The 13,592-nt window shown below is 63.7% G+C and carries 12 protein-coding genes and 1 pseudogene; 10 read left to right on the forward strand and 3 right to left on the reverse strand.

The window, feature by feature from the left end; all coding sequences use genetic code 11:
• Positions 1-166: 166 nt before the first annotated feature.
• Together NLY42_RS08625 and NLY42_RS08630 are read left to right on the forward strand one after the other, a co-directional pair.
• Positions 167-382 carry a hypothetical protein gene (locus NLY42_RS08625; protein ID WP_023726056.1) on the forward strand — a complete coding sequence of 72 codons (216 nt, stop codon included), beginning with the start codon at positions 167-169 and terminating at the stop codon, positions 380-382.
• The gene (locus NLY42_RS08630; RefSeq protein ID WP_023755630.1) at positions 379-735 is read left to right on the forward strand and encodes a YciI family protein; all 357 of its coding nucleotides are present in this window, start codon (positions 379-381) and stop codon (positions 733-735) included. The genes NLY42_RS08625 and NLY42_RS08630 overlap by 4 nt, the downstream gene beginning before the upstream one ends.
• Positions 736-750: 15 nt before the next feature.
• Here NLY42_RS08630 and NLY42_RS08635 read toward each other — a convergent pair whose 3' ends face one another.
• Both NLY42_RS08635 and NLY42_RS08640 read right to left on the reverse strand, forming a co-directional pair.
• Positions 751-2,358: a GMC family oxidoreductase gene (locus tag NLY42_RS08635; RefSeq protein WP_023755629.1), complete on the reverse strand. Its 1,608-nt coding sequence runs from the start codon at positions 2,356-2,358 to the stop codon at positions 751-753.
• Positions 2,355-2,945: pseudogene (locus NLY42_RS08640) on the reverse strand (FGGY-family carbohydrate kinase); the annotation flags it as partial. The gene NLY42_RS08635 and the pseudogene NLY42_RS08640, both read right to left, overlap by 4 nt.
• A gap of 197 nt (positions 2,946-3,142) precedes the next feature.
• On the opposite strand from NLY42_RS08640, the gene NLY42_RS08645 reads away from it, so the two are divergent.
• Complete coding sequence (locus tag NLY42_RS08645) at positions 3,143-3,673, forward strand: hypothetical protein (protein ID WP_023698376.1); 531 nt, start codon at positions 3,143-3,145, stop codon at positions 3,671-3,673.
• Between the two features lie 16 nt (positions 3,674-3,689).
• Entirely contained in the window at positions 3,690-4,328 is a 639-nt protein-coding gene (plsY, locus tag NLY42_RS08650; RefSeq protein ID WP_023670502.1) for a glycerol-3-phosphate 1-O-acyltransferase PlsY, read from the forward strand.
• A gap of 22 nt (positions 4,329-4,350) precedes the next feature.
• Here the strand turns inward: plsY and NLY42_RS08655 are convergent, their stop codons facing one another.
• Positions 4,351-5,607, reverse strand: coding sequence for a ubiquinone biosynthesis hydroxylase (locus NLY42_RS08655; RefSeq protein ID WP_023756505.1), 1,257 nt, complete (start codon positions 5,605-5,607; stop codon positions 4,351-4,353).
• 112 nt (positions 5,608-5,719) lie between these two features.
• Here NLY42_RS08655 and tesB point away from each other — a divergent pair, with 112 nt between their 5' ends.
• From tesB to xth, 6 genes are all read left to right on the forward strand, one after another.
• Entirely contained in the window at positions 5,720-6,595 is an 876-nt protein-coding gene (tesB, locus tag NLY42_RS08660; protein ID WP_023755626.1) for an acyl-CoA thioesterase II, read from the forward strand.
• A gap of 218 nt (positions 6,596-6,813) precedes the next feature.
• Positions 6,814-7,152, forward strand: coding sequence for a P-II family nitrogen regulator (locus NLY42_RS08665; RefSeq protein WP_023670499.1), 339 nt, complete (start codon positions 6,814-6,816; stop codon positions 7,150-7,152).
• A gap of 13 nt (positions 7,153-7,165) precedes the next feature.
• On the forward strand, positions 7,166-8,614 hold the full coding sequence (locus NLY42_RS08670; protein ID WP_373420142.1) for an ammonium transporter: 1,449 nt from the start codon (positions 7,166-7,168) through the stop codon (positions 8,612-8,614).
• A gap of 347 nt (positions 8,615-8,961) precedes the next feature.
• The gene (locus tag NLY42_RS08675; RefSeq protein WP_023755625.1) at positions 8,962-11,631 is read left to right on the forward strand and encodes a DNA translocase FtsK; all 2,670 of its coding nucleotides are present in this window, start codon (positions 8,962-8,964) and stop codon (positions 11,629-11,631) included.
• Between the two features lie 138 nt (positions 11,632-11,769).
• Positions 11,770-12,450: an outer-membrane lipoprotein carrier protein LolA gene (locus NLY42_RS08680; RefSeq protein WP_023683897.1), complete on the forward strand. Its 681-nt coding sequence runs from the start codon at positions 11,770-11,772 to the stop codon at positions 12,448-12,450.
• 198 nt (positions 12,451-12,648) lie between these two features.
• Positions 12,649-13,455 carry an exodeoxyribonuclease III gene (xth, locus tag NLY42_RS08685; RefSeq protein WP_023698380.1) on the forward strand — a complete coding sequence of 269 codons (807 nt, stop codon included), beginning with the start codon at positions 12,649-12,651 and terminating at the stop codon, positions 13,453-13,455.
• The last annotated feature ends 137 nt before the right edge of the window (positions 13,456-13,592 follow it).

Consider the following 13,592-nt stretch of genomic DNA (forward strand, 5'->3'; position numbering starts at 1 on the left):
TATAGCGCGGCGGCAGGGGAAGACCACCGCGCTGTTTCGGCCGGATGCGACGCCGGCGAGCCCTGCAAATCTTTTCTGAAAAATGTGCGTGCAAAAATGTCGACTTGCATCGGCGCCGGCCGTCCTGCGAGCGTCCACGGATTCTCGTGGCGGATGGAGATCCAAGATGAACAATCTGTTTTCTGCCCATTGGAACGACGCCGACAAAAGCGCGCGTCTACGCGAGATCGAGTGCTCGCGATCTTCCGGCTTCGGCCGGCTGCTTGCTGCGGTCGCCGTGATCGGCATTGCGGTCTGCGTGCTCGACCACGCTGCTGCCGGCAAGGATGCCGCCGGCACCGTGATCGCCTATGGGTCGTCACAGCAAGGGAGCTGGAAATGAAATATGTCTGTCTGGTCTACGGCGAGGAAAAGGACCTCCATGCCATGACGCCGGAGCGTCTGGCCAAGCTCGACGCCGATTCGATGGCCTATGACCGGTCATTGGACCAGCAAGGCAAGCTGATCATCGCGCAGGCGCTGCAATCGGTGAAGACGTCGAAGACGGTGCGGCGGCGCCAAGGCAAGCGGCTGATCACTGACGGTCCGTTTGCCGAAACCAAGGAGCAGTTGCTTGGTTTCGTCATGATCGAAGCCGACACTCTCGAACAGGCGCTCGAGATCGCCGGCAAAATTCCGCTGGCCGAAATCGGCACGATCGAGGTCAGGGCGATCTACGACGTGCCGGGGTCGTAGGCGGCAGCGGCGAGGTCATGCAGGCCGGCGGATCATATCCGCCGCCTTCTCGGCGATCATCACCACTGGCGAGGCGGTGTTGCCGGAGACGATGCGCGGCATGATCGAGGCGTCGATGATCCGCAGCCCCTCGATACCGGTCACGCGCAGGTCCGGGCTGACGACGGCGCGGTCATCGATGCCCATCCTACAGGTGCCGACTGGGTGGAAGATGGTCGTGGCGATCGAGCCGATCTGGTGCAGCAGGTCATCATCGGACTGGTGGGTGGGGCCTGGCAGGATTTCCTCCGGATGGAAGCCGGCAAGCGCCTTGGCGGTCATGATGCTGCGCGCCTGGCGCACCGAGCGCAGCGCGATCTCGCGGTCGCGCACCGTCGAGAGGTAGTTCAGCCGGATCTCGGGCTGCACGGCCAGGTCGCGCGTCGTGGTATGCACGGAGCCGAGGCTGTCGGGGCGCAGATTGCAGACCGACATGGTGATTGCCGGGAACGGGTGCAGCGGGTCGCCCAGCCGGTCGGTAGACAAGGGCTGGACGTGGTACTCCAGGTCCGGCGTCGCCATCGACGGATCGGATTTCGAGAACATGCCGAACTGGCTCGGCGCCATCGACATCGGTCCCGAGCGGCCAAAGGCATATTGCAGCGCGATCTTCGCCTTGCCGCTCAGGCTGTTGGCAAGCGTGTTGAGTGTCAGCGCCGCCGACACTTTATAGACGGTACGGATCTGCAGATGGTCCTGAAGGTTCTCGCCGACATTGGGGCTGGCGTGAACCACATCGATGCCGAGCGCGGCGAGGCGATCCGGCTCGCCGACCCCGGAAAGCTCCAGCAGTTTCGGCGTGTTGATCGAGCCGGCGGTCAGCAGCACCTCGCTCCTGGCCTTTGCCTCGATGGTTTGGCCGCCGACGCGATAACAAACGCCGATAGCACGCTTGCCCTCGAACAACACCGTCTCGACATGCGCGTTGACGACCAGCCTGAGGTTCGGCCGTCGCAGCGCCGGGCGCAAGAATGCCTTGGCTGTGTTCCAGCGCACGCCCTTGCTCTGGTTGACTTCGAAGAAGCCGGACCCCTCATTGTCGCCGTCGTTAAAATCCTCGCGCGGCATGATGCCGAATTCCTTGGCCGCCTCCTGCACGGTGTTCAGGATCGGCCACGACAGGCGTTGCCGCGCCACTTTCCATTCGCCGCGGGAGCCATGCAGCTCGGTCTTGCCGCCATGATGGTCCTCGGATTTGAGGAAGTAGGGCAGCACATCGTCCCAGCCCCAGCCGACATTGCCCATCTGCCGCCAGCCATCGTAGTCCGCCGCCTGGCCGCGCATGTAGATCATGCCGTTGACCGAGGTGCAGCCGCCCAGCACCTTGCCGCGGGGATAGACCAGCGAGCGGCCGTTCAGGCCGGCTTCGGGGGCAGTCTTCATCATCCAGTCGGTGCGCGGATTGCCGATGCAATAGAGATAGCCGACCGGGATATGCACCCAGTGATAATTGTCGCTGCCGCCGGCCTCGAGCAGCAGCACGCGCGTCGCCGGGTTTTCGCTCAGGCGATTGGCCAGCACGCAGCCGGCGGTGCCTGCGCCGACAATGATGTAGTCGTAGTCGCCATCGAGCCGTTGGGTCATTGCGGTGGTTTACTCGGCGGTGTTCTACTCGGTTCTGCGGCGTGTTCGGCCCAGAACGATCGCAGCGTATCGGCAAGGCCGCAATAGGCGCGATAACGCCTGTTGTAATGGTCCTGCATGGCCGGGTTCGGACGGTAGGCGGCGCTTGACCGGGTCATGGCGTCGACGCCGGCCTCATAGTCGGCGAACAGGCCGGCCGCGACCCCGGCGCCGATCGCCGCACCAAGTGCGCCGGTCTCGCGTGCTTCAGGGACGGTGATCGGCACGCCAAGCCCGTCGGCGAAGATCTGCGGCCAGTGCTCGCTGCGCGAACCGCCGCCGGACAGGACCGCTTTGTCGAAGCTGACACCGGCGTCCTTCAGAACATCGATGTGGCGCCGGTGCTCGAACATCACGCCCTCGAACAATGCGCGCAACAAATGGCCTTCCCCGTGCCAGCCGGCGAGGCCGTAGAAGCCGGCGCGGAACTCCGCCCCTTGTCCCGACCCGTAGAGAAACGGGTGGAACATCGGATCGTCCCAGGTTGGCGTCACCGCGCCGACAGCCGCGTTGCAGTGGCCGAACGGATCGTCATAATGGGCACCGCGCTCGATGCGAAGTCAGCGTTATCGCTAAGCGGTTGCATCATTAGTGCCCGTGACGAGCGACCTGAACCCAGGACGCCCGATCTCGGCGTCTGGATGATTAGGGGGCCAGCTCTGTTTTCTCATCAGATACAATTCTTGCGTGTTGAAGCAACGCCGGAGTTCTCCTATCGTCGCCGCAATTTTCGGGGGAATTCGACATGCCTTTCCTGATTGCTATTCTCGGCGTGCTGGGAGCCGGGGCGTTCTGGTGGTATCGCATGAAGGCTATGAACGAAGCCGCGCGCGAGGTCGCCGACGTCGTCGGCCGCGTCCAGGGCAACATAAGGCGCAAGAAGCTGCGCAAGCAGGCGGCGCTGTCGCCGCTGACGGCGATCGACGATCCGGTGGTGGCGGCAGCAACGCTGATCATGGCAATCGCGGCGGAGCATGGTCCCATCCTGCCGAAGCGCGAAACGGTTATCCGCGAGGTGATCTCGCAGATTGCGGACAACCAGAAGAAGACCGATGAAGCCGTCGTCTACGCCAAATGGGCCGCGGCGCAGATCGACGACACGACGATCGTCATCGACAAGCTGGCGCCCTTCCTGCGCGAGCGCCTCGATCCGCATGAGCGCGAAGACCTGCTGCAGATGCTGGATCGTGTTGCCAAGAGCGGCGAGCAGAGTTTCAAGGTCGCCGACCAACGCATGCTGCGACTGCGGCAGAAGCTGGGGTTTGAGGTCAACTGAGAAACAGCCCGGGCGCATGTCATTCTGGATAGCGAGCGTGGTAGGATCGGCTGCCGCTTACCTTATCGGCTCTACGCCTGCCGGCTATCTGGCGGGGAAACTGCTTAAGGGCATCGATATCCGGGAGCACGGCTCCAAGTCCACCGGTGCGACAAATGTATTGCGCACACTCGGGAAATGGCCAGCATTGGTGGTGCTTCTGGTGGACGTGCTGAAAGGGGCGGCAGCGGTCATCTTTGCCCGTTGGTTTTGTTTCTGGTCTTCCGCAACGCCGCCGTCGGCAATATCTGATATGCCCGTTTGGGCTCCTTGGGTTGTATGCTTGGCCGGACTCGCTGTTTTGCTTGGGCATAGCCGTTCGATCTGGCTGAATTTCACCGGCGGCAAATCGGCTGCGACGGGGTTGGGTGTTTTGTTGGCGATGTCCTGGCCTGTGGGTCTAGGCGCGGCGACGGCATTTGCCGTGGTGTTGGCAGTTTCCCGAATTGTGTCCCTGAGTTCGATGCTGGCGGCGCTCACCGCGATCGCCCTCGTCGGCGGCATGGAACAACCATTGCCCTACCGGTTGCTGGTCATCGCCGGCGGCATCTACGTGATCGTGCGCCACCGCGCCAACATTGCGCGGCTGATGTCAGGAGCCGAGCCGCGTCTATGACAAAGCGGCACTCATTCCCGGCCTAAATCGCCTCACCCTTGAGCAGCCGTGGTGTGCCGTTGGACAACCCCGACGCCTGGCGGATGAAGAACTCCTTCAGCCTGGGCATCCGTTCGACAAGGCCGAGGCCTATGTCGCGGAGCTGGCGCAGCGGGCCGATGTCGTTGGAAAACAGCCGGTTCAGCACATCTGTGGTGACGCCCATCTGCACCGTGTCGAAGCGGCGCCATTGCTGGTAGCGCTCGAGCACGTCGAGCGCGCCGATATCCTGTCCCAAGCGATCGGCCTCGACCACCACTTCAGCAAGGGCCGCCACATCCTTGAAGCCGAGATTGAGGCCCTGGCCGGCGATCGGGTGGATGCCGTGCGCGGCGTCGCCGGCAAGTGCTACGCGCGGGGCGACAAAGGCGCGCGCGATGGTCAGGCCGAGCGGCCAGGCGCGCGGCTTGTCGGTGAGGCGGATTTCGCCGAGCTTCAGGCCGAAGCGCAATTCAAGCTCCTGCTCGAAGACGAGGTCGTCGCCCGAGACCAGCTTTTCGGCATCCTCGGAACGTTCGACCCAGACCAGCGACGAACGGTTGGTGCCGTCCTCGGTGGGCTTGAGCGGCAGCGTTGCAAACGGGCCGGCCGGCAGAAAATGCTCTTCGGCGCGGCCATTGTGCGGGCGCTCATGCGCCACCGTGCAGACGATGCCGGACTGGCCATATTCCCATTTCACCGTCTTGATGCCGGCCATGTCGCGCAATTTGGAATTGACGCCGTCGGCGGCGACCAGCAGCCGCGCCTCAATCGCCGCGCCGTCGGCCAGATGCACGGTGATGCCGGCGCCATTGCCGTCGAACGATGCGACCGCGACACCTTCGATGATGTCGATGCCGAGCTTTTGCGCGCGGCGGCGCAAGGCGCCGTTCAGGTCCTTGTTGGCGACCATGTGGGCGAACGGTTCGCCCGGCGCGACCTCGCCATCGAAGGTGAGAAACACCGGACGCACCGGATCGGCGGTGCGCGAATCGGTGACGATCATCTCGGTGATCGCCTGCGATTGCCCGACGATTTCCTGCCAGACGCCGAGCTGGTCGAGCATGCGGCAGGCGGCGGCGGCGATCGCCGAGGCGCGGCGGTCCTTCTGCCAGACGCCGGCGGGGGCAGCATCAACGACCGCCACGGCGAGGCCCGGCCGCGCCTGTTTCAGCGACACGGCGGCGGCGAGGCCGACATAGCCGGCGCCAGCGACCAGCACGTCGAGCGGGTTTTTTGCGTCCGTGTTGCGGTTCGCCATGTCAATTCCTTTCGAAGTCTCGACCATCCCCGCCCACTGGGGCATTCCGGCCTTGACTGCCCGCCATTCCTGTCGGAAACCGCCATAGCATCTTACGGCGAGGTCACGAAGCATGACGGCGGCCATGGACGAGCTTCTCAGCATTCTCGACCTCGAGCAGCTGGAACACAATCTGTACCGTGGTCGCAGCCCCAAGCTCGACTGGCAGCGCGTTTTCGGCGGCCAGACCATTGCCCAGGCGCTGGTCGCCGCGCAGCGCACCGTCGAGCCCGAGCGCCACGTGCATTCGCTGCACGGCTATTTCATGCGGCCCGGCGACACCAAGGTGCCGATCGTCTACGAGGTCGACCGCATCCGCGATGGCGGCTCCTTCACCACGCGGCGCGTGGTGGCGATCCAGCACGGCCAGGCGATCTTTTCGCTGGAAGCCTCGTTCCAGCAGGATGAGGTTGGCCTTGAGCATCAGCTGCCGATGCCGCGCGACGTGCCGCCGCCCGACAGCCTGTTGTCGCAGCGCGAATTGCTGGGCAAGTTCGGCGAGGCGGTGCCGGACGGCATCAAGCGCTATTGGGAGCGTGACCGGCCGATCGAGATGAAGCCGGTGATGCTGAAGCATTACACCAGCCGCGAAAAGCTGGAGCCGCAGCAGAACATCTGGATCCGCACCACCGGCCCGGTGCCGGCCGACCGCGGCATCCAGGCGGCGGTGCTTGCCTACCTCTCCGACATGACGCTGCTCGACACCTCGACCTTTGCGCACGGCCGCGCCATTTTCGACCGCGACATCCAGGCGGCGAGCCTCGACCATGCGATGTGGTTCCATCGCAGCCATCCGCTCGATGACTGGATCCTGTACACGCAGGACAGCCCCTCGACGCAGGGGTCGCGCGGCTTCACCCGCGGCTCGCTGTTTGCCCGCGACGGCACGCTGATCGCCTCGGTTGCCCAAGAAGGCCTGATCCGGCTGAAGCGGCCGCCTGCGGGATAGGCATTTTCGAAAAATTGCCTACTTTTTAATCAGTGACTGTCCGTTGACAGTGCGCACCGTGGCGCCGGGACTCGAGCGATCCGTTTGTTTACAATGAGTTAACACCCTGCTTCGGCAACTGGCACGGAGCTTGAATCCTGTTGGGCACTCTCCGGGCTTTTTGGGATCGGTGAAGGTGTGCAAACGCGGGGGACCGCAACAGCAAAGGGTGAAACCTTATGAAAATCGTGATGGCAATCATCAAGCCGTTCAAGCTCGACGAGGTGCGCGAAGCGCTCACCGCCGTCGGCATCCAGGGCCTGACCGTCACCGAAGTCAAAGGCTACGGGCGTCAGAAGGGACACACGGAAATCTATCGCGGGGCGGAATACGCGGTCAGTTTCCTGCCGAAAATCAAGATCGAAGTCGCGGTTAGCACAGACCTGGTCGACAAGGCCGTCGAAGCCATCACGGCGGCGGCCAAGACCGGCCAGATCGGCGACGGCAAGATCTTCGTCTTCGGCATCGATCAGGCGGTGCGCATCCGTACCGGCGAAACAGACACCGACGCACTTTGAGCGGCGAACACGTATTCCAATGGAGAGTTCAATGAATATACCTTCCACCTTGAAGTCAGTGGCGCGCTCCGCGCTGCTGGGCTCCTTAGCGCTCGGAGCATTGGGCACGGTTGCTGCCTTCGCGCAGGAGGCGGCTCCCGCCGTCGCGGCGGCAGCGCCAGCAGCGCCGGCTTTTACCGTCGACAAGGGCGACACCACGTGGATGATGATTTCCACCGTGCTGGTGCTGTTGATGACCATTCCCGGCCTTGCGCTTTTCTACGGCGGCCTGGTTCGTACCAAGAACATGCTGTCGGTGCTGATGCAGGTCTTCACCATCACCAGCGTGGTCATGATCATCTGGGTCTTCTACGGCTACAGCCTCGCCTTCACCCCGGGCAACGCCTTCGTCGGCGGCCTTTCGAAGATGTTTCTCTCCGGCGTCAACGTATCGACGCTTTCGGAAACCTTCAGCAAGGGCGTCGCCATTCCTGAACTGGTGTTCGTCGTCTTCCAGATGACCTTCGCCTGCATCACGCCCGCCCTGATCGTCGGCGCATTCGCCGAACGCGTCAAATTCTCCGCCTTGATCCTTTTCGTTATCCTATGGGTGACGTTAATCTACTTCCCGATCGCGCACATGGTCTGGTTCTGGGGCGGCCCGAGCGCCTATGCCGACCCGTCCGGCCTGATCTTCAGCTTCGGCGCCATCGACTTCGCCGGCGGCACGGTCGTTCACATCAATGCGGGCATTGCCGGTCTCGTCGGCGCGCTGATGATCGGCAAGCGCATCGGCTACAAGAAGGACATCATGGCGCCGCACTCGATGACGCTGACCATGGTCGGCGCTTCATTGCTGTGGGTCGGCTGGTTCGGCTTCAACGCCGGTTCGAACCTCGAAGCAAACGCCTATGCGGTGCTGGCGATGATCAACACCTTCGTCGCCACGGCGGCGGCGGCAGTGGCCTGGATCGTGCTTGAATCGCTGCTGCGCGGCAAAGCCTCCATGCTCGGCGCTGTTTCGGGCGCGGTCACCGGCCTCGTCGCGATTACGCCGGCTGCAGGTTTTGCCGGCCCGATGGGCGCTATCGTGCTTGGCATCGTCGCCACCTTCGTCTGCTACTTCTTCGTCTCGGTGGTGAAGAACACGTTCGACTATGATGACAGCCTCGATGTCTTCGGCGTCCACTGCGTCGGTGGCATCATCGGTGCGCTCGGCACTGGCATTCTGGTCAATCCCGCCCTCGGCGGCGCCGGCATCGTCGACTATTCGACGGCCGACTTCGCCGCCGGCTATGCCGGCACGGCCACGCAGCTCCTGGCACAGGGCAAAGGCGTCCTGGTAACCCTGCTGTGGTCGGGCATCGGCAGCGCAATCCTCTACAAGGTCGTCGACTTGATCATCGGTCTGCGTCCGACAGCCGACGCCGAGCGCGAAGGCCTCGACCTGACTTCGCATGGCGAAGCGGCCTACCACTCGTAAGCACCGCGGGGCGGCTTCGGCCGCCCCGCATTCTCCCATCCCGTCGTGACGCTCCCGAAAGGAGTTCACGCTTTGAGGCCCGGGTTATTCCGGGCCTCTCTTTTTTGGCAACCGTGCTGGCAGGCCTCGGTCCCCGCGCAATCACGTTCTATGATGGCCGCCGGCGGGGAGACGTCGACCGGATTGGTTCCGAACTGTTGAGACTGCCTACAGTGGAGTGAGCAAGATCGTGGCACCGGCTGCCGTATAGTTAATGCGGCCTTAACCTTCCCCCCGATAGTCTGACATCCGAATCTGCCGGAGTGCGTCATGCGCCCGGCCAGTCCATGACAGACGGGGAACGAAGCATGCGTTCAGGGGCTTCAGCACCGCTCGCGCTGACCGATACGGGGCACGGCATCCAGGCATTCGCGCGGCGCCAGGTCGGGCGGCTGGTCGGCGCCGGCCTGTTTGCGCTGGTCGCCTTTGGCGTCGCGGCGCTGGCGACCTGGAACGTCGCCGATCCCAGCTTCTCGCACGCCACCGACAACATCGTCACCAACGCCATGGGCTATGCGGGCGCGGTATTCTCCGACCTCGCCATGCAGTTCTTCGGCCTTGCCGCGGTCGCCGCCCTGGTGCCGGCGGTGATCTGGGGCTTTCTCCTGTTTTCGGCGCGCGGCGTCGACAGGCTGCCGAAGCGCGGCCTTGCCTGGTTCGGCTTCGCGCTGCTCGCGGCGGCGATGGCCGGCTGCGTGGTGCCGCCCAAGACGTGGCCGTTGCCGACCGGCCTCGGCGGCGTGTTCGGCGACATGGTGCTCAATATTCCGGGCCTGGTCATTGGCGGCTACCCGACCGGCATCGTTGCCAGCGTCATTGCCATGGTGCTCATTGCGCCGGCGCTGTGGCTGTTTGCCTATGGCTCGGCGCTGATTGCGCGCAAGAACGGCTTTGCCGTCATGGAGCGCACCGCGGAGCCCGATCCCCGAGAGGACGACCTGCTCTTCGACGAAGACGAGGACGAGGGCGACGAGGGGATACTGGCGCTCGGCGCCGTTACCCACTGGTGGCTGTCTTTCCGCGCCTGGATGCATCGCCGGGCTGTGCGCCGCCAGCAGGAGCGCGACGAGTTCAAGCCGGAGATGGAGCAGCGCTCCACCGCATGGCGCCGCGCCGCCGAACGGGTCGAATCGGCGGAATTCGCCGAAGCGCGGATGAGCCCGGATGGCCGCGCCCGCGTCGAGCCGGAATTCTTCGCCGCCATGGTCAATGACCGCAGCGTTTCCGTCGATCCGGACGATGACGACGTCCTCGATGCCGGTTTCGACAATGGCGACGAGGAGGTCGAACTCGACGACGAGCCGGTCCCGCGCCGTGCCGCGCCGAACGCCAAGGTGCAAAACTTCCGGTCAGATGCGGCGACCCGCGTCGCCGCACCTGCGCCGCGTCCCGCTCCCGGCGCGCGCGTCCAGCGCGAGGCGCAGACCTCGCTGATCGGCTCGGAAACATTCGAAATGCCGTCGCTGCATTTCCTGTCGGAGCCGAAGAACGTGGTGCGCGACGCCAGCCTGTCCAAGGACGCGCTGGAGCAGAATGCGCGCCTGCTCGAAGGCGTTCTGGAGGATTTCGGCGTCAAGGGCGAGATTATCGCGGTACGGCCCGGCCCGGTGGTCACGCTCTATGAGTTGGAGCCGGCGCCCGGCATCAAATCGTCGCGCGTCATCGGCCTGTCCGACGACATCGCCCGCTCGATGAGCGCCATTGCCTGCCGCGTCGCCGTGGTGCCCGGCCGCAACGCCATCGGCATCGAATTGCCGAATGCCAAGCGCGAGACCGTCTATCTCCGGGAGATCCTGGCCAGCCGCGATTTCGAGACGACCAAGTCCAAGCTGGCGCTGGCGCTGGGCAAGACCATCAATGGCGAGGCGGTGATCGTCGACATCGCCAAGATGCCGCATGTGCTGGTCGCCGGCACCACCGGCTCCGGCAAGTCCGTCGCCATCAACACCATGATCCTGTCGCTGCTCTACAAGCTGACGCCGCAGGACTGCCGGCTGATCATGATCGACCCGAAGATGCTGGAACTTTCGGTCTATGACGGCATCCCGCACCTTCTGACGCCGGTGGTCACCGACCCGAAGAAGGCGGTGGTGGCGTTGAAATGGACCGTGCGCGAGATGGAGGACCGCTACCGCAAGATGTCCAAGGTCGGCGTGCGCAACATCGACGGCTTCAACGCGCGCGTGCAGTTGGCTGAAAAGAAGGGCGAAAAAATCTCGCGCACCGTGCAGACCGGCTTCGACCGCCAGACCGGCGAGGCGATCTACGAGACCGAGAACCTCGATCTCGAGCCAATGCCCTACATAGTGGTCATCATCGACGAGATGGCCGATTTGATGATGGTCGCCGGCAAGGACATCGAAGGCGCGGTGCAGCGCCTGGCACAAATGGCGCGCGCGGCCGGCATCCATGTCATCATGGCGACGCAGCGTCCGTCGGTCGACGTCATCACCGGCACCATCAAGGCCAATTTCCCGACCCGTATCTCCTTCCAGGTGACGTCGAAGATCGACAGCCGCACCATTCTGGGCGAGCAGGGCGCCGAGCAGCTGCTCGGCATGGGCGACATGCTGTACATGGCCGGCGGCGGCCGCATCCAGCGCGTGCACGGCCCGTTCGTCGCCGACGACGAGGTCGAGAAGATCGTCGCCCATCTGAAGCTGCAGGGCGTGCCCGAATATCTCGACGCCATCACCGAGGATGACGGCGAGGACGATGACGAGCCGTCGGGCAAGGGCGGCGCTGGCGGTGGCGGCAACAGCAATTTCGAGGATTCCGACGATCCCTACGACCAGGCGGTCTCGGTCGTGCTGCGCGACGGCAAGGCGTCGACCAGCTATATCCAGCGCCGGCTCGGCATCGGCTACAACCGCGCCGCCTCGATCATCGAGAAGATGGAGAAGGAAGGCATTGTCGGCCCGGCCAACCATGCCGGCAAACGCGAAATCCTGGTGCCGACCGAGGACGACAAGTTCTGATCAGCCGATACGGCCCGGCGGCAACCTTGAACCTTTTGGCGCGTTACAGCGACTGAGCGCTGTCCGGTCCGCCAAACTTAAGTCTAACTGGGGGTCCACGGACTGCAACGAGACACACACCACACGAGAGTGACCGGCATGAAAAACGATCTTTCCGCGATCAGCGATTTCGCTCCAAACCGTCGCCAGTTGCTCGGCCTTGGCCTGATGCTTGCCGGCGCCGCGGCCATCAACGTCGTGCCGGGGTTCCAGCTCTTGGCCTCGGCGCAGGCGGCAGTGCCGCCGACGGCGCAAAAGATCGCCGACCATTTCTCCTCGGTCAAATCGATGAGCGGCGAGTTCGTCCAGTTCGGCCCCAACAACCAGCAGACCGGCGGCAAGTTCTTCCTTGAGCGGCCAGGCAAGATTCGCTTCAACTATGACGGCAAGTCGAATTTCCGGGTGATTTCCGACGGCAAGTCGGTGGTCATCCTCAACAAGCGGCTGAAAACGTCCGATCTCTATCCGTTGTCGAAGACGCCGCTGAAGCTGTTGCTCGACACCAAGATCGACCTCTCGGGCGGCCGCGTCAAATCGATCAAGGAAGAGAGCGACCTCACCACCATCCAGCTTGCCGACAAGTCGGTGTTCGGGAATTCGAAGATCACCATGATGTTCGATCCGAAATCCTATGATCTGCGCCAGTGGACCATCACCGACGCGCAGGGCAAGGACACCACGGTGATGATCTACAACACCAAGGAAGGCGTCAGCTTCCCTGCGGATACGTTCGCCATCGACTATACGGCGAACCGCGAGCTGAACACCAACCACCGCTAGATCCGGTCAGGCCGGCCTGCAAATGGCGATCTCCTGCGCTTCCGGCGCTCACGTGGTTTAAGTACGCTCCGCTCCGGTTCTCTGAGACCACCATTTTCGACTCGGCCTGACCTGAATCAGGGCCGCCGCCCGCAAAGGCTGGCTTGTGTTTGTAGCGCTCGGCTGGCAGTAGATCGGCGACCTTGTTCGGATCGCCGCATGCCCTTCTCCATCGCCACCTGGAACATCAATTCCGTGCGCCTGCGCATGCCGATCGTCGAGCGGCTGCTGACGGAGCAGGCGCCCGATGTGCTTTGCCTGCAGGAGACGAAGGTTCCCGACGAGCTGTTTCCGGAAAAGGCGTTCCGCAAGGCCGGCTACGAGCACATCGCATTCCATGGCCAGAAGGGCTATCACGGCGTTGCGACGGTGGCGCGGCGGCCGATCGAGATTGTCGAGAAACGGCGCTTCTGCGAGATCGATGACAGCCGGCATCTGTCGGTCAAGGTGCAGGCCGGCGGCAAGGCAATCCTGGTCCACAATTTCTACGTGCCGGCCGGCGGCGACGAGCCCGATCCGGAGATCAACCGCAAGTTCCGCCACAAGCTCGATTTCGTTGCCGAGATGAACGCCATCCACGCCGCGCATGACGAGGTGTCGGCTTCGATCCTGGTCGGCGACCTCAACATCGCGCCGCAGGAGCACGATGTCTGGTCGCACAAGCAATTGCTCAACGTCGTCAGCCACACGCCGGTCGAGACGCAAAATTTCGACGCGATGCGGATCGCCGGCGACTGGGTCGACCTGATGCGGCTCGACGTGCCGCCAGAGCAGAAGCTCTACACCTGGTGGAGCTATCGCGCGCGGGACTGGGAAGCCTCGAACCGCGGCCGCCGGCTCGACCATGTCTGGTCGTCACCGAACCTGGTGCCGAGCTTTGCCGGCTATGAGATCCTGCGAGAGGCGCGTGGCTGGGAGCGGCCCTCGGACCATGTGCCGGTGATTGCCCGGTTCGACCTGGATTAGGCGTGCCGATATTCAGGTGAGGCCGGCCTGCAATGGCCGATACCTGCGCTTCCGGTGCGTACTTTGAGTACGCTCCGCTCCGGTTCTGGGTATCAGCCATTTTCGACTCGGCCTGACCTGAATCTCGACACACCCAA

This window comes from Mesorhizobium sp. C372A (assembly GCF_030323245.1).
In the GTDB taxonomy this organism is placed as follows: domain Bacteria; phylum Pseudomonadota; class Alphaproteobacteria; order Rhizobiales; family Rhizobiaceae; genus Mesorhizobium.